Annotated in this window: 13 protein-coding genes and 1 pseudogene; 6 read left to right on the top strand and 8 right to left on the bottom strand. The window is 65.5% G+C overall.

From position 1 onward, the window contains the following. Window positions 1–3 precede the first annotated feature (3 nt). Together EU513_RS10200 and EU513_RS10195 are read right to left on the bottom strand one after the other, a co-directional pair. The gene (locus EU513_RS10200) at window positions 4–1,500 is read right to left on the bottom strand and encodes a GAF domain-containing sensor histidine kinase (protein ID WP_129625788.1); all 1,497 of its coding nucleotides are present in this window, start codon (window positions 1,498–1,500) and stop codon (window positions 4–6) included. Between the two features lie 10 nt (window positions 1,501–1,510). Further along, window positions 1,511–1,885 carry a pyridoxamine 5'-phosphate oxidase family protein gene (locus EU513_RS10195; protein ID WP_129625787.1) on the bottom strand — a complete coding sequence of 125 codons (375 nt, stop codon included), beginning with the start codon at window positions 1,883–1,885 and terminating at the stop codon, window positions 1,511–1,513. 67 nt (window positions 1,886–1,952) lie between these two features. On the opposite strand from EU513_RS10195, the gene EU513_RS10190 reads away from it, so the two are divergent. After that, the gene (locus EU513_RS10190; protein WP_129625786.1) at window positions 1,953–2,651 is read left to right on the top strand and encodes a response regulator transcription factor; all 699 of its coding nucleotides are present in this window, start codon (window positions 1,953–1,955) and stop codon (window positions 2,649–2,651) included. Here the strand turns inward: EU513_RS10190 and EU513_RS10185 are convergent. The 5 genes and pseudogenes from EU513_RS10185 to EU513_RS16405 form a co-directional block, all read right to left on the bottom strand. Beyond that, the gene (locus tag EU513_RS10185) at window positions 2,646–3,305 is read right to left on the bottom strand and encodes a DUF6596 domain-containing protein (RefSeq protein ID WP_129625785.1); all 660 of its coding nucleotides are present in this window, start codon (window positions 3,303–3,305) and stop codon (window positions 2,646–2,648) included. The genes EU513_RS10190 and EU513_RS10185 overlap by 6 nt on opposite strands. Further along, window positions 3,302–3,655: a YciI family protein gene (locus EU513_RS10180; protein ID WP_129625784.1), complete on the bottom strand. Its 354-nt coding sequence runs from the start codon at window positions 3,653–3,655 to the stop codon at window positions 3,302–3,304. The genes EU513_RS10185 and EU513_RS10180 overlap by 4 nt, the downstream gene beginning before the upstream one ends. Before the next feature lie 165 nt (window positions 3,656–3,820). After that, window positions 3,821–5,218: an MFS transporter gene (locus EU513_RS10175; RefSeq protein WP_129625783.1), complete on the bottom strand. Its 1,398-nt coding sequence runs from the start codon at window positions 5,216–5,218 to the stop codon at window positions 3,821–3,823. Beyond that, window positions 5,215–5,904 carry a nitrate/nitrite transporter gene (locus EU513_RS16410; RefSeq protein ID WP_240796019.1) on the bottom strand — a complete coding sequence of 230 codons (690 nt, stop codon included), beginning with the start codon at window positions 5,902–5,904 and terminating at the stop codon, window positions 5,215–5,217. Before EU513_RS16410 ends, EU513_RS10175 begins: the two co-directional genes overlap by 4 nt. 73 nt (window positions 5,905–5,977) lie before the next feature. Further along, window positions 5,978–6,196 (bottom strand): annotated as a pseudogene (locus EU513_RS16405) (MFS transporter); the annotation flags it as partial. A gap of 281 nt (window positions 6,197–6,477) precedes the next feature. On the opposite strand from EU513_RS16405, the gene EU513_RS10165 reads away from it, so the two are divergent. The 4 genes from EU513_RS10165 to narI are packed head-to-tail and all read left to right on the top strand — an operon-like array spanning window position 6,478 to window position 13,314. Further along, window positions 6,478–10,158, top strand: coding sequence for a nitrate reductase subunit alpha (locus tag EU513_RS10165; RefSeq protein ID WP_129625782.1), 3,681 nt, complete (start codon window positions 6,478–6,480; stop codon window positions 10,156–10,158). Window positions 10,159–10,187: 29 nt separating this feature from the next. Next, window positions 10,188–11,837: a nitrate reductase subunit beta gene (narH, locus tag EU513_RS10160; RefSeq protein ID WP_129625781.1), complete on the top strand. Its 1,650-nt coding sequence runs from the start codon at window positions 10,188–10,190 to the stop codon at window positions 11,835–11,837. After that, window positions 11,837–12,580 carry a nitrate reductase molybdenum cofactor assembly chaperone gene (gene narJ, locus EU513_RS10155; RefSeq protein WP_129625780.1) on the top strand — a complete coding sequence of 248 codons (744 nt, stop codon included), beginning with the start codon at window positions 11,837–11,839 and terminating at the stop codon, window positions 12,578–12,580. The genes narH and narJ overlap by 1 nt, the downstream gene beginning before the upstream one ends. Next, a complete protein-coding gene (narI, locus tag EU513_RS10150; protein ID WP_129625779.1) occupies window positions 12,577–13,314 on the top strand; it encodes a respiratory nitrate reductase subunit gamma in 738 nt (245 codons plus the stop codon). The genes narJ and narI overlap by 4 nt, the downstream gene beginning before the upstream one ends. Window positions 13,315–13,403: 89 nt before the next feature. Here narI and EU513_RS10145 read toward each other — a convergent pair whose 3' ends face one another. After that, a complete protein-coding gene (locus tag EU513_RS10145) occupies window positions 13,404–13,862 on the bottom strand; it encodes a hypothetical protein (RefSeq protein WP_129625778.1) in 459 nt (152 codons plus the stop codon). A gap of 130 nt (window positions 13,863–13,992) precedes the next feature. Here EU513_RS10145 and mtr point away from each other — a divergent pair, with 130 nt between their 5' ends. Next, a complete protein-coding gene (gene mtr, locus EU513_RS10140) occupies window positions 13,993–15,363 on the top strand; it encodes a mycothione reductase (protein WP_129625777.1) in 1,371 nt (456 codons plus the stop codon). The last annotated feature ends 65 nt before the right edge of the window (window positions 15,364–15,428 follow it).

Here is a 15,428-nt window from a genome sequence, read left to right as displayed (position 1 = left end):
ACCTCAGCCCGTCGGCGCCTGCCAGTCGACGCGGGTACCGCCTTCGGGGCGGGGTTCCACCTTGCAACTGCCGCCACGGGCAACGGCGCGGTCGCAAATGTTCGCCAGGCCGCTGCGCCTGGACACCGTCTGGTCGATGCCGACTCCGTTGTCCTGCACAGTGATTCGCACACCTGATGCGTCGACACCAATGCGTGCGGTCGTGACGTCGGCGTGAGCATGCCTCGCCACGTTGGCGAAGCACTCACGCAGCACGGTGAGAATGTCGGCGGCGAGTTCGTCGGACAGACATGAGATATCGCCGTGCAGTTCGATCTGCGCGGCGTGTCCCATCGCGGTCGCGCTGTCGTTGGCCAACGCATTCAGCTGGGCGGGAAGGGTCAGGGCTACCGGTCCGGTCTGCAGCTCGAAGATCGTGCGGCGGATCTGTTTGATCGTCTCGTCCAGGTCGTCGACCACCCGGTTGATGCGTGGCTGAGCGGCAGCCGGAAGCGAACCCAGCGTGGCCTGCACCGACAGACCGGTGGCGAACAGGCGTTGGATCACCACGTCGTGCAGGTCGCGGGCGATACGGTCGCGGTCCTCGAGCACCGCCAGTCGCTCCAGTTCGGCACGCCGACGGCCGAGCAACCAGGCTCCGGCGACGCGATCGGCCAGCGAACGTCCTTGTTCGACGATCGGGTCGCGCACGGTGTCCTTGCCGCCCCGCCAGACCAGTTCCATTGCGCACAGACGTTCGCCACCCGCCTCGATCACCAGTAATAGTCCGGTGTCGCGGGCCGGGATGAGTCCCCAGGCGCTCAACTCGTCGTCGGTCAACAGGCGGGTCGACTCGTCGGGTGCGTCACGCAGGCGTACCAGGTCTGCGCCCACGACCGACCGGAGATGCTGGCTCAGTCGTTGCCAGACGTCCGTCGTCCAGCCCTCCTTTTCGATGATGTCGACCGCGTCCACTCCCGCCTGCAGCCACCGTTCCCGCGCGGTGGCTGCCTGGAACAGCTGTGCGTTGTCGATCGCGATCGATGCCGCCGCCGCAAGGGACTGGGTGATCGCGAGATCCTCGTCGGAGAACTCGTTCGCTCCGATTTTCTCGGTCAGATAGAGATTGCCGAACACCTTGCCGCGACCCTGTACCGGAACACCGAGGAAGCTTTCCATGTGTCTGTGCGCGGCAGGCATGCCCACCGACACGGGGTGGTCGGTCATCTTCGCCATCCGGATGGGACGCGGGTCGTCGATCAGCAGACGCAGGATTCCCCGGCCGTGCGGAGTCTCCCGGATCGGGCACTTCGACGCGTCGACACCGTGGAAGATGAGCCCGTGCAACTCGCCTGCGGTGTCGACGATTCCGAGCGCGCCGTAGCGGGCTCCGACGAGTTCACATGCGGTGCGGACAATGTTGTCGAGGACGCTCTCGAGCTCGAGTTCCCCGGTGACCTGGGCGACCGCGTCCAGAACCCGCCGGATCGGATCAGCGGTGGGCAGCAACCGTTCGGGCATGCGTCCGACCCTAGGCGGTGCCCACCGTGGTGCCCTTCACCGGTGGGCCGAGGTGAAGCTCGGTGAGAGTGATGATCGTCGGGAAAAGGCACACTATGCAAGGGGATTCAGGCGCGAGGACGCCGGTCGCCACCACGCTGCACCCGCCGCCGTCCGTTCTCACGTCGTCGACCTGAAAGGCGACCACGTCGCCGGTCTCTGCGGCGCGGGCGAGTGTCTGGTCGTTGCTGCGCAGCAAGATGCGGTCGTCGTCGGTTCCACAACGCACGACCAGGACGACCGGGAGAGCGCCGCGCGACAACGCGACGCGGCCGAGACCGACGGTGTTGATGAGCGTGTCGATCGACGACCGGCTCTGCGCGGGCAGGATCGTCTGCTGAGCCATGACACAAGTGTTGTGAGTCACGGTGGAGACCTCCAGGGACCAAGGTCCCGAGGGGACGACTGGCAGAATGCGGAACGTGAGCACCTCGACGAACACTCCCGTGAAGATCTACCTGGTCGACGACCACGAGATCGTCCGCCGGGGGTTGGCCGAGGTGCTGTCGCAGGACAGCCGCTGCGAGGTCATCGGCGACTCCGGTTCCGCCGTCGAAGCCATTGCGCGGATCCCCGCCCTGCGCCCGGACGTCGCGGTGCTCGACGGCCGCCTGGGTGACGGCACGGGAATGGACGTCTGCCGCGAGGTGCGCTCGATCGACCCGCACATCCATTGCGTCATCCTCACGTCCTACGACGACGACGAGGCGATGATGCAAGCCATCCTGGCGGGGGCTCAGGCGTACGTTCTCAAGCAGATCCGCGGCAACGAGCTCGTCGATGTCGTGCTGCGCGTGGCCGCAGGGGAGAACCTGCTGGACGACGGCGCCGCCCGCGAGGTGCGTGACCGGATCGCCGCGACCGACATCTCGCATCACCCGGCGCTGGAGGAACTCACCGAACAGGAACGCAGGGTGCTGCTGCTGGTCGCCGACGGGATGACGAACCGGCAGATCGCCGGCGAACTGTTCCTCGCCGAGAAGACGGTGAAGAACTACATCACCAGCATCCTGGCCAAACTCGGCCTCGGCTCCCGCACCCAGGCGGCCGTCCTCGTCGAGCGGTTACGCACCCACGCCTTATCAGCACCGAACGTCCGCAACTTGTCATAGGTGACCCGCGCGTCCTGCGGACAGTCGAGATCGAGTGTCCGCGGGACTGGTCAGCTGACCCGCGAGTTCTGCGGACCTTTCACTCCGCCGACTCGGCTCGTCTGCCTTCGAGGTGAGCGCGCTCGACAGGGTTGTCGCAGTGGGCGATTGCTTCGTCGTAGGCGGTCCGTGCCGAACGACCGGTGATGCGAGTGCCGGGTGATCGAGGAGACCGAGTCCCTCGGCGATCTCGTCGTGGTGCCAACGGCTCCGGTCCTGATCGGCGAGGAGGACGAGCGTGCCGTCCACGACACGAGCATCGCGTCGCGCGTGCTGCAGCAGCATCAACGCCAGCAACGCCTCGTCCATCCGCCGGCTATGGCGATGCTCGGTGTCCTCGGCCTGTCGAAGCAGTTCGTCCGACCGGCTGCGGGCAGTGTTCTCGGCCCGCAGCGCATCGATCAGGCGACGGCTCGCGACGGTCATCAACCAACCGGTCGGGTTGGTCGGACGGCCGTCTCGTCGCCACGTCCGCACTGCCGCCTCGCAGGCGTCCGCCAACGCGTCCGCGGCGAGGTCCACTCGCCCAGTGCGTCGCACCAGCAGCGCGGTCAGGCGCCCCCAGTCGCGGCGCACTGCCTCGGCGAGTGCGTCGGCGGCGTCCGCATCGTTCACACCGGGTCGACCACCGGCGCGACCTGGATGTCGTAGGCGGGCAACAGACGCAGCAGCTCGAACAGTGTGTCGAGATCGGGACTCTCGACGAGGTAGAAGCCGCCCAGCCCCTCGATCGCTTCCGCGTAGGGACCGTCGGTGATCGAGACCTGACCGGCACGCGAGCGCATCACCTTCGCATCTCCAGGCGAGCCCAGTGCCTCGCCGGCGAGGATCTGGACGCCGCTGCGCTGGGCGCACGCGGCGTCGAATGCGCCGAACTTCTCTATCGAGGCGGTTTGTTGCTGTGGCGACTGCTCGTTCCAGGGGATCTCTTCGCCGTCGCCCATCAGCAACACCAGGTACTTCATGTCGAGCTCCTCTCGGTGGGTGAGTCTCGCGCGATTCGCGATCTCGACACCATGTCGTGCGGAGACGTCCGAAATCGACAACACACTGAAAAATTCTTTCCGAGCACGACGCTGTCACACAAGAACAACTGCAGGCCGCGAGTTCGAATCGACGGGGACCGAGCGTCAGCTCTTCTTGGGAGCTCCCGGACGTGCGTAGCGCCACCAGGTGATGGCGATGCACATGACCGCCCAGGCGACACCCAGCCAGTAGAAGGCCGGGCCACCCATCGTGGTGATGCCGATACCGAACAGGAACGGACCGAACGCCGCGATGGCAGCCGTCCAGCCGATCACACCGCCGGCCTGGCGCCGCTCGAAGATCATCGGCATCTGTTTGAAGGTGGATGCGTTGCCGATGCCGGAGAAGAAGAAGATCGCGAGCATCCCGAACAGGAACTGGTTGAAGCCCGAGTCCAGGGCTGCGGCGGACGAGGTGTCCGGCGTCAGGCCCGGGATCGTGTAGATGATCGAGGCGACCAGTCCGATGCCGGAGATGAGCGACCAGATCGCTCCGCCCATGCGGTCGGTGAGCGGGGAGAACAGCACGCGAGCACCGGCACCGATGAGCGGGCCGAGGAAGACGAACTTCACCGGGTCGGGCAGCGTGTAACCCTCGACCAAGACTCTTGCGGCAGCACCGGATCCGCTGACGATCTCGCTGTTACCGGTGCCGTACAAGTCGGCCATGAGCAGACCGAACTGCGCGGACAGGCCGGCGAACGTGCCGAAGGTCATGATGTAAAGCAACGTCATCCACCAGGTGTCCTGGTTCTTGAAGATGTCGAACTGCTGCTTGACGTTCGCATGGATCGGCACCGACTTCAGCATCGTCCAGGCCAGGATCGCGCCGATTATCATCAGCGGGATCCAGACGAACGCGGCGTTCTGATACCAGACCTGCTGACTGGCCTTGCCCGGCGACTTCATCATCTGGCTGCCGCCGAAGATGGCCAGGCCGCTCATCGCGATCAGGTACGGCGTGGTCAGCTGGACGATCGAGACGCCGAAGTTGCCCAGGCCCGCCTGCAGGCCGAGCGCGGTGCCCTGCTTGGACTTGGGAAAGAAGAACGAGGTGCTCGGCATGAAGCCGGAGAAGGCGCCTCCACCGATACCGGCGAGGAAGGCCAGCACCATCAGCTCCCAGTACGGAGCGGTGGGGTTCTGGACGCGGACGCCCCAGCCGAGGGTCGATGCGACCAGGAGCAGGGTGGTCAGCGACACCATCTTGCGGGTGCCCATGATGGGCGGCAGCACCATCCAGATCAGGCGCAGCAGACCGGCGGCGAGGCCGGGCATCGCGGCCATCCAGTACAGCTCGGACTTCGTCCAGCTGTACCCGAGGGCATTGAGCTTGGGGATGATCGCGCTGGGCAGGAACCAGGCGATGAACGCCAGGGTCAGGCAGAAGGTCGTGATCCACAGGGTGCGCCAGGCGAGACCGGAGTCCCACTGCTCACTCTCGGGATCCCATTCCTCGAGCCACTCCTTGCCGCGGCGTTGCGGCGCGGTCGTACTGGTCATCGTTCTGCTCCAACTGTTTCGGGCCGCTCGATGCGGTCGGCGATTTCGGGGGAGTGCTCGCGGTGCATGCGCAGGACGGTCAGGTGCATCCAGATCGCGCAGAGGGCCGTGAGCAGGAAGAGGACGAAGAAGGTGCTGGACGGGAAGCCGGACCACTGTTTGGTGTAGGCGAACAGCGGGGGCAGGACGAATCCGCCGAGACCACCGAACATGCCGACCAGGCCACCGACCGAACCGACGTTGTCGGGGAAGTACTCGGGGATGTGCTTGTAAACAGCGGCTTTTCCGATACCCATCGCGCAGCCGAGCAGGAACACCAGCACGGCGAACGGGGCGATGCCGAGGTTCCAGGCAAGGTGCTGACTGGTGTGGCCGTCCGGGTGCGCGATGACCAGGTGGCCGTTCGGCATCATCAGGATGCCGGTGGTCACCAGCATGACGCCGAAGGTGAGATACATGACCTTGCGGGCGCCGAGGCGGTCGGAGAACGCGCCGCCCACCGGACGTAACAAGGACGCCGGGAAGATGAAGGTGGCGGTCAGCAGAGCAGCGTCGTGCAGCGAGACGCCGAAGTTGTCGACGTAATACTTCGGCAACCAAGCCGACAACGCGACGTACGCACCGAACACCGCGGCGTAATACAGGCTGAAGCGCCACACCCGCATCTGCTTCAGCGGCTCGAGCATCTCGCCGATCGGCTTGCACGCCGACGCTGAACAGGTTGCCGGCGAAGCCGACCAGGAAGGCCAGCATCAGCAACATGCCGTAGCTGTGTGCGTGCGCGACCAGGTAGCAGGGGATGGCCGTCAGCAGCAGCATCGCGATCGTGACGACGCGTCCACCGATGCGGTCGGTGAGCATCCCGGCGGGCAGGCGCCACAGCGAACCGTTCAGGACGGCGACCGCGCTGATCCAGGCCAGCTGCGGGTCGCTGAGCTTCAACTCCTTCTGGATCGGCACACCGAGGATGCCGAACATCAGCCACACCGCGAACATCAACGTGAAGGCGATCGTGGACATCACCAGGACCCTGGTGGAACCCCGCGACGTGCCGGCCGGGATGGTGCTGGATGCCGTAGCGGACATCGCGTGAGTGCTCCTTGAATCATTCGGGGCGCACGGCAGACAACCGTGCATTACACAAATTAGGAGGATGGACGCGTCCGCAATAGGGACGTTGGTCCTCTTCCGGACGGTTCTGTTCCTCCCTACTGTCAAGGGAGTTGGGACAGCTGTGCCGAGTGTGAGGAATTGATCCGATGTCGATCGACGACCCGATGACCAATGCGCTGTTGCGCACGCGGCGTCATTTCAAGCCGCAGAAGGTGTCGCCGGACCTGCGCACCCTCTATAAGGAGGGCGGCCGTTCGGGTGATGCGTTCTACCGCGACCGTTGGGCACACGACAAGGTAGTCCGCTCGACCCATGGCGTGAACTGCACCGGGTCCTGTTCGTGGAAGGTGTACGTCAAGGACGGCATCATCACCTGGGAGGCGCAGCAGACCGACTACCCCAGCGCCGGGGCCGACAAGCCCGAGTACGAACCGCGCGGCTGCCCGCGTGGCGCCGCGTTCAGTTGGTACACCTACAGCCCGACCCGGGTGCGCTACCCGTACGTGCGCGGTGTGCTGCTGGAGATGTTCCGTGCGGCGAAGGCCGAGCACGGCGGCGACCCGGTGCTGGCCTGGGCCTCGATCGTCGAGGACCCGAAGAAGGCCCGTCGGTACAAGCGCGCTCGCGGCAAGGGCGGCCTGGTGCGGGCTACCTGGGAGGACGTCGTCGAGATCGTGGCGGCCGCCCACGTTTACACGGTCAAGCAGTACGGTCCCGACCGCATCGCCGGCTTCTCACCGATCCCGGCCATGTCGCCGGTGTCCTACACCTCCGGTGCTCGCTTCCTCGAACTCGTCGGCGCGCCCATGCTGTCGTTCTACGACTGGTACGCCGACCTGCCCAACGCCTCGCCGCAGATGTTCGGCGACCAGACCGACGTCCCCGAGTCCGGTGACTGGTGGGACGCGGGCTACCTGATCATGTGGGGCTCGAACGTCCCGCTGACCCGTACGCCCGACGCGCACTGGATGACCGAAGCCCGCTATCGCGGCCAGAAGGTCATCGCCGTCGCCCCCGACTACGCCGAGAACGTGAAGTTCGCGGACGAGTGGGTCACCGCCGCGCCCGGCACCGACGGGGCGCTCGCGATGGCGATGGGCCACGTCGTGCTCAAGGAGTTCTTCGTCGAGCAGCAGGTGCCGTTCTTCGAGGAATACAACAAGCGCTTCACCGACCTGCCGAACCTGGTCGCCTTGACCCAGGGCCCGGACGGCGTGCTGCGGCCGGGCAAGTACCTGGTGGCAGGCGATGTCGAAGGCGGACCGAAGTCCGACTCCGAGAACGCCATGTGGAAGACCGCCGTATTCGACTCCAACACAGGAGAATTGGCAATCCCGAACGGATCCATCGGGGACCGTTACGGCGAGGAGGGTATGGGCAGGTGGAACCTCGAACTCGAGGGAATCGACCCGCTGCTCAGTGTCTACGACACCCGTGACGACGCCGTCGAGGTCGAGCTTCCGCGCTTCGACGCCGGCGACGGAAAGGTCGCCTACGAGAGCCGGGGTGTCCCCGTCCGCCGCGTCGGCGAACGTCTGGTCACCACCGTCCTTGACCTCATGCTGGCGCAGTACGGCGTCGGACGTGAGGGCCTGCCGGGTTCGTGGCCGACCGGCTACCACGACCCGTCCGCACCGGCCACTCCGGCCTGGCAGCAGGAACACACCGGTGTGCCGGCGCAGCAGGTCGAACGCCTGGCGCGCGAGTGGGCGCAAAACGCGATCGACACGGGCGGCCGCGGCATGATCCTGATGGGCGCAGGCGTGAATCACTGGTTCCACTCCGACCAGATCTACCGCGCGATGCTGGTGCTGACCACGATCACCGGTTGCCAAGGACGCAACGGCGGCGGCTGGGCGCACTACGTCGGCCAGGAGAAGATCCGACCGATCATGGGCTTCCAGCACATGGCGTTCGCGCTCGACTGGCACCGCCCGCCACGGCACATGAACCAGACCTCCTACTGGTACGTGCACACCAGCCAGTACCGCTACGACACCCACAACGCCGACGACCTGGACGCCGGCACCGGCATCTTCGCCGGCAAGGGAGTGATGGACCTGCTCGCGCAGTCGGCCCGCCTCGGCTGGAGTCCGAGCTACCCGACCTTCGACCGCAGCAGCCTCGACATCGCCGACCAGGCCGAGGCCGCCGGAATGGAGGTTCCTGCGTACGTCGCGTCCGAATTGAAATCCGGTGCAATGAAATTCGCGGTCGAAGACCCGGAGAACCCGGTCAACTACCCGCGCGTGCTGTCGTTGTGGCGCTCCAACCTGCTCGGCAGCTCGGCGAAGGGCAACGAGTACTTCCTGCGTCACCTGCTCGGCACCGACAGTGCCGCGACGGCGCTCGAGGCCTCGCCGGAGCACCGTCCGACGTCCGTCGAATGGGCCGACGAGGCGGGCGAGGGCAAGCTCGACCTGCTGATGACCATCGACTTCCGCATGACCAGCTCGACGATCCTGTCGGACGTCGTGCTGCCGGCGGCGACCTGGTACGAGAAGCACGACCTGTCGACCACCGACATGCACCCGTTCATCCATTCCTTCAACCCGGCGATCAACCCGCCGTGGCAGACGAAGTCGGACTGGGAGGCGTGGAAGGCTGTCGCGAAGAAGTTCAGCGAACTCGCCGTCGAGCACCTCGGCACGCGCAAGGACGTCATCGCCAAGCCGCTGTGGCACGACACCCCCGAGGCCATGGCCACCGTGCACGGTGAGGTGAAGGACTGGAAGTTGGGGGAGTGCGAGCCGATCCCGGGCAAGACGATGCCGGTCATCGCCGTCGCCGAACGTGACTACACCGCGGTCTACGACAAGATGACGACCATCGGCCCGTTGCTGGAGAAGGTCGGCATGCTCACCAAGGGCGTCGCCTACCAGGTCGGACGCGAGGTCGACATCCTGCGGCAGCGCAACGGGGTCGCGATGAGCGGCGCCGGCAAGGGACAGCCGAAGGTCGAGACCGACGTCCAGATGGCCGACGCCATGCTGCACCTCGCGGGCGTCTCCAACGGTCACCTGGCCACCCAGGGATTCAAGTTCCTGGAGAAACGCACCGGCACCCAGCTGGCCGACCTGTCGGCCGAGCACGAGGGCAAGCAGATCACCTTCGCCGACACCCAGGTCTCACCGGTTCCGGTGATCACCTCACCGGAGTGGTCCGGTTCGGAGTCCGGCGGACGCCGGTACAGCCCGTTCACCATCAACATCGAGCGCAAGAAGCCGTTCCACACCCTCACCGGGCGGCAACAGTTCTATGTCGACCACGACTGGTTCATCGGGATGGGCGAGGCGTTGCCGGTGTACCGGCCACCGCTGAACATGACCCAGTTGTTCGGTGAGGCACCGATCGGTGAGCAGAACGAACTCGGTGTCTCGGTGCGCTACCTCACGCCGCACAACAAGTGGTCGATCCACAGCGAGTACCAGGACAACCTGTTCATGCTGTCGCTGTCGCGCGGTGGCCAGTCGGTCTGGATGAGCGACCGCGACGCCGACAAGGTCGGCATCAAGGACAACGACTGGATTGAGATGGTCAACCGCAACGGTGTCGTGGCGGCGCGGGCGATCGTCAGCCACCGCATGCCCGAGGGCACGGTCTACATGCACCACGCACAGGACCGGCTCATCGACGTCCCGCTCACCGAGCGCGACCGCAAGCGCGGCGGAATCCACAACAGCCTCACCCGAATTCTGTTGAAGCCCAACCACATGGTCGGTGGCTACGCCCAGCTGGCCTACTTCTTCAACTACATCGGGCCGATCGGGAACAACCGTGACGAGGTCACGATGATCCGCAAGCGCACCACCCCCGTCGAGTACTGAGCCAGCGGGAAAGTAGAGGAGACGAAGACATGAAGATCATGGCTCAGATGGCGATGGTGATGAACCTCGACAAGTGCATCGGGTGCCACACCTGCTCGGTCACCTGCAAGCAGGCATGGACCAACAGGGCCGGCACCGAGTACGTGTGGTTCAACAACGTCGAGACCCGTCCCGGCCTCGGCTACCCACGCACCTACGAGGACCAAGAGGAGTGGAAGGGCGGCTGGACCCTCGGCAAGAACGGCAAGCTCCAGCTCAAGGCCGGCGGTCGGTTGAAGAAGCTGGCGAACATCTTCAGCAACCCCAAGATGCCCTCGATCGACGACTACTACGAGCCGTGGACGTACGACTACGAGACGCTGCTGACCTCGCCGGCCACCAAGAACTTCCCGGTCGCCCGGCCCAAGTCGCTGCTCACCGGCAAGGACATGAATGTCCGCTGGTCGGCCAACTGGGACGACGACCTCGGTGGTTCGAAGGAGATCGCGGTCAAGGACCCGATGCTGAAGGGCATCGAGGACAAGGTGAAGTTCGAGTTCGAACAGACCTTCATGTTCTACCTGCCGCGCATCTGTGAACACTGCCTCAACCCGTCGTGTGCGGCCAGCTGTCCCAGCGGTGCGATCTACAAGCGTGAGGAGGACGGCATCGTCCTGGTCGACCAGGACCGCTGCCGCGGCTGGCGCATGTGCGTCTCGGGATGCCCGTACAAGAAGGTCTACTTCAACCACAAGACCGGCAAGGCCGAGAAGTGCACTTTCTGCTACCCGCGCGTCGAGGTCGGCATCCCAACCGTCTGCGCGGAGACCTGCGTCGGACGACTGCGGTACATCGGCCTGATGCTGTACGACGCCGACCGCGTGCTGGAAGCGGCCAGCGTCGAGAACGATCACGACCTGTACGAGGCACAGCGCTCGGTCTTCCTCGACCCGAACGACCCCGAGATTGCTCGCGCCGCGGAGGAAGCGGGCATCCCGGGCGACTGGGTCGAAGCAGCCAAGAAGTCGCCGGTGCGCCGACTGATCCAGGATTACAAGGTGGCGCTGCCGCTGCACCCGGAGTACCGCACCATGCCGATGGTCTGGTACATCCCGCCGCTGTCGCCGGTGGTCGACGTGATCAAGGAGACCGGTCACGACGGCGAGGACAAGAACAACCTGTTCGCCGCGATCGACACCCTGCGCATCCCGGTCGAGTACCTCGCCAACCTGTTCACCGCCGGTGACGTCGGACCGATCAACGACGTCCTGCGCAAGCTCGCCGCGATGCGGTCGTTCATGCGCGACATCAACCTGGGCGGCGACCCGGACGAGTCCATCGCCGAAGCCGTCGGCATGGACGCCGAGTCGATGTACGAGATGTTCCGGTTGCTCGCAATCGCCAAGTACAACGAGCGCTACGTCATCCCGACCGCCCACGCCGAGCAGGCGCACGGACTGGAAGAACTCGCGACGGACTGCCCGGTCAACTACGACTACGACGGTGACGGCAATGACCCGTTCGGCGAAGGATCCGGTGAGCTCACCCCGGTCGCGGTGGAGAACTTCCGGATGCTGCAGGAGCGTCAGACCAGCGAGGAACTCGTCGGTGGAGGCACCAAGCGCGGACGCGTGAACCTGCTCAACTGGGATGGCAAGGGCAGCCCGCGCGGGCTCTTCCCGGGCCGGAAGGACAAGTGATGAACATCTTCCGCCGGGTGGCCAAGAGCAACCGTTCGCGATTGCCCGAGGATCAGTTGCGCGTCGTCTGGCAGGCAGTGTCGTTGCTGCTGGAATACCCGCACGACGACTCCGCCGAGCAGCGCGCGATGATCCGGGCGTCCATCACGGATCTGCCTGCGACAGTGCGGGATCCGTTGAACGCCTTCCTCGACCATGCGCAGCAGGTGCCACTGCAGGACCTGCAGGCCGACTTCGTCGAGACCTTCGATCACACCCGGCGCGGCTGTCTGTACCTCACCTACTTCGCGTACGGCGACACTCGCCGTCGCGGAGTGGTGCTGGTGCAGTTCAAGCAGGCCTACCGCAAGGGCGGAGCCGAGTTCGAGTCCGATGAGTTGCCCGACCACATCGCAGTGGTGCTCGAGTTCGGTGCGACGGTCGACGTCCAGACCTCCTGGAAGTTGCTGGGTGACTACCGCGCCGGTGTCGAGATGCTGCGGATCGCGCTGCAGGACAAGGGTTCTGCTTGGGCGAACGTGCTGATCGCGCTGTGCGCAACGCTCCCGCCCCTCGGCGACGACGAGGTGCAGGCGGTAGCTCTCCTGATCGAACAAGGTCCTCCTCAGGAGGACGTCGGGATGGACGGCTACGGAATGGACCCCGCCCTCGACGCACCCTCACCCGGCGCCTTCACGCCGCCGACCATTGCCAACGCGCCCGAGTTCCTGGGCAACGAGATTCCGGTGGGAGCCCCCCGATGAACACCTTCCTGTGGGTGATCGTGCCCTACATGTGCCTGGCGATCTTCGTGGTCGGGCACTGGTGGCGGTACAAATACGACAAGTTCGGTTGGACGACCCGCTCCAGCCAGCTGTACGAATCGAGCCTGTTGCGGTGGGGCAGCCCGCTGTTCCACTTCGGCATGTTGGGTGTGGTCGGCGGCCACATCATCGGTCTGCTCGTGCCGCGTTCGTGGACCGAAGCCGTCGGCATCAGCGACCACGTGTACCACCTGGTCGCGGTCATCGGCGGTCTGTTGGCAGGCATCATGACGATCGTCGGCCTCGCGATCCTGATCTACCGTCGCCGGGTCACGGGACCGGTGTTCTCCGCGACCACTGTCAACGACAAGGTGATGTACGTCTTCCTCGCAGCGGCCATCGTCCTGGGAATGTGGAACACCATCGCCGGTTCGATCTTCACCGTCGGCGGCGAATACAACTACCGCGAAGGCGTGTCGGTCTGGTACCGCTCGTTCCTGGCTTTCCAGCCGGACGCCGACCTGATGGCGCAGGCACCGATCGGGTTCAAGTTGCACGCGCTGGTGGCGTTCGCGCTCTTCGCGATGTGGCCGTTCACCCGGCTTGTGCACGTGTTCAGTGCACCGCTGCAGTACCTGTGGCGCCCGTACATCGTCTACCGCTCGCGCGACACGCAGCGCGGTCGCGTCACGCCCACGACCCGCGCCTGGGAGCGTTCCGAACTCAAGAAGTGAGTGCAGCACGTCCCGACGTGGCGCACCGCACGACATGAACCGAAGGCCACCCGCTGGTGCGGGTGGCCTTCGGATGTGCGTGGTGCGGCTCAGATACCGCCGATGCTGATCGCCTTCTGACCGGCCGTGCAACCGCCGGTGACCGTGCTGCCCTGGGTGAGGATGCCGCACTTCCAAGTCTCACCGTTGTGGTTCACATCGCCGGAGGCGATGGCCTGGTCCTTCTGGGAGAACTTGCCCCAGATCTGAGTGGCGTCCTCACAACTGATGCCCACCGCCTGAGCTTCCAGTTGTTCGCCCTTGCGCTCCAGCTTGCAGTTCTGTATCCCGCCGACAGCGCCGCCGGAGCTGGTGGTCTCGCTCGCGGGCGACTCGCTGCTGCTCTGGGCGGGAGTCGACTCGCTCGACGACTGGGTCTGCGGGGTGGTGGACGCGGTCTGCGAGGCCGCGCCGGTCTCCTCGGACTTCTTGTCGTCCGACCCGCAACCGGACAGGCCGATCGTCACGGCCAAGGCACTTGCTGCGACGAGCGCATTCAACTTCTTCACGAGGTCTCTCCCTGAACTTCACGAATGATGTCGACCCTGAGTTTGTCACGGGCGTTGCAACGGCGGGCGATTCGGCGCTGCCGGTCGGCCCCTGGACGACGGCCGTGCACCGTCGGGTGACAATGGCGGAATGCATTTCGACCTCGCGATCATCGGTACGGGCTCAGGCAACTTTCTGGTCACCCCTGAATGGGACGGCAAGCGGGTCGCGGTGATCGAGAAGGGACTGTTCGGCGGTACCTGCCTGAACGTCGGCTGCATCCCGACCAAGATGTTCGTGTACGCGGCCGAGGTCGCGACCACGATCCGTGGGGCATCACGCTACGGCGTCGATGCCCGGATCGACGGCGTCCGCTGGCGTGACATCCGTGACCGCGTCTTCGGCCGGATCGACCCGATCGAGGACAGCGGGCGCAACTACCGGGTCAACGGCGACAACACGACGGCATTTCTCGGCACGGCGCGGTTCACCGGCCCGAAGACCATCGTGGTCGACGTCCAGGGGCGCGAGCAGGAGATCACCGCCGACCAGATCGTGGTCGCCACCGGTTCGACTCCGGTTGTGCCCCAGGGCATTTCCGATTGCGGCGTGCGGTATTACACGAACGAGGACGTCATGCGGATCGATGAACTCCCGCAGCGCATGACGATCGTCGGTGGCGGTTACATCGCGGCCGAGTTCGCGCACGTCTTCGGCTCGCTCGGCGTCGAGGTCACGATCGTCACCCGGGGTCCGGTGATGCTGAGCCAGCAGGACGATCTGATCAGCACGGAGTTCAGCGCGCTCGCCAGTGAGCAGTGGAACGTCCGCTTCAACTGCACAGTGTCGTCCGTCGTCCAGAACGACGACCACATCGAGCTGTCGCTGTCCGACGGAACGAGAATGGAGACTGACCTGCTGCTCGTTGCCACCGGTCGTGAACCGCTTGTGCCGAAGGGCCTTTCGCTGGCCGGCATCGAGACCCGGGAGGACGGCCGCATCGTCGTCGACGAGTACGGACGCACCACCGCGGACGGCGTCTGGACGCTCGGCGACGTCAGTTCGGACTACCAGCTCAAGCACGTCGCCAACCACGAGGCGCGGGTCGTCGCGCACAATCTGACCCACCCGGGCGACCTGCAGACCTTCGACCACCGGTTCGTCCCGGCGGCGGTGTTCACCCACCCGCAGGTCGCGTCCGTCGGGCTCACCGAGCAGCAGGCGTCCGAGGCCGGACACGACATCACCGTGAAGGTGCAGAACTACGGTGACACCGCCTACGGCTGGGCGATGGAGGACACCACGAGCATCGTGAAGCTGATCGCCGACCGCAGCTCGGGGCAGTTGCTGGGCGCCCATTTCATGGGGCCGGACGCCAGTTCGTTGATCCAGATCGTCATCCAGGCGATGAGCTTCGGGCAGTCGGCCAAGGACCTCGCCCGCGGCCAGTACTGGATCCACCCGGCTCTTGCCGAAGTGGTGGAGAACGCGCTGCTCGGCCTCGAGTTCGACCGGGACTGAAGCGGACCCGCCAGCGCGAGCCCGGGATCGCGACCTACTGCATGCGGTTCGAGCAGTTGCGAGCC

Origin of the sequence: Yimella sp. RIT 621, assembly GCF_004146205.1 — a bacterium.
GTDB lineage: Bacteria > Actinomycetota > Actinomycetes > Actinomycetales > Dermatophilaceae > Yimella > Yimella lutea.
Note: the sequence above shows the minus strand (reverse complement) of the source record. Positions and strands in the feature narration are given on the sequence as shown.

What these genes read in the sequence shown, in the direction of transcription:
- EU513_RS10200 (WP_129625788.1), bottom strand. Translation starts at nt 1,500, where the DNA reads ATGCCCGAACGGTTGCTGCCCACCGCTGATCCGATCCGGCGGGTTCTG.
- EU513_RS10195 (WP_129625787.1), bottom strand. Translation starts at nt 1,885, where the DNA reads ATGGCTCAGCAGACGATCCTGCCCGCGCAGAGCCGGTCGTCGATCGAC.
- EU513_RS10190 (WP_129625786.1), top strand. Translation starts at nt 1,953, where the DNA reads ATGCGGAACGTGAGCACCTCGACGAACACTCCCGTGAAGATCTACCTG.
- EU513_RS10180 (WP_129625784.1), bottom strand. Translation starts at nt 3,655, where the DNA reads ATGAAGTACCTGGTGTTGCTGATGGGCGACGGCGAAGAGATCCCCTGG.
- EU513_RS10175 (WP_129625783.1), bottom strand. Translation starts at nt 5,218, where the DNA reads ATGACCAGTACGACCGCGCCGCAACGCCGCGGCAAGGAGTGGCTCGAG.
- EU513_RS16410 (WP_240796019.1), bottom strand. Translation starts at nt 5,904, where the DNA reads ATGCTCGAGCCGCTGAAGCAGATGCGGGTGTGGCGCTTCAGCCTGTAT.
- EU513_RS10165 (WP_129625782.1), top strand. Translation starts at nt 6,478, where the DNA reads ATGTCGATCGACGACCCGATGACCAATGCGCTGTTGCGCACGCGGCGT.
- narH (WP_129625781.1), top strand. Translation starts at nt 10,188, where the DNA reads ATGAAGATCATGGCTCAGATGGCGATGGTGATGAACCTCGACAAGTGC.
- narJ (WP_129625780.1), top strand. Translation starts at nt 11,837, where the DNA reads ATGAACATCTTCCGCCGGGTGGCCAAGAGCAACCGTTCGCGATTGCCC.
- narI (WP_129625779.1), top strand. Translation starts at nt 12,577, where the DNA reads ATGAACACCTTCCTGTGGGTGATCGTGCCCTACATGTGCCTGGCGATC.
- mtr (WP_129625777.1), top strand. Translation starts at nt 13,993, where the DNA reads ATGCATTTCGACCTCGCGATCATCGGTACGGGCTCAGGCAACTTTCTG.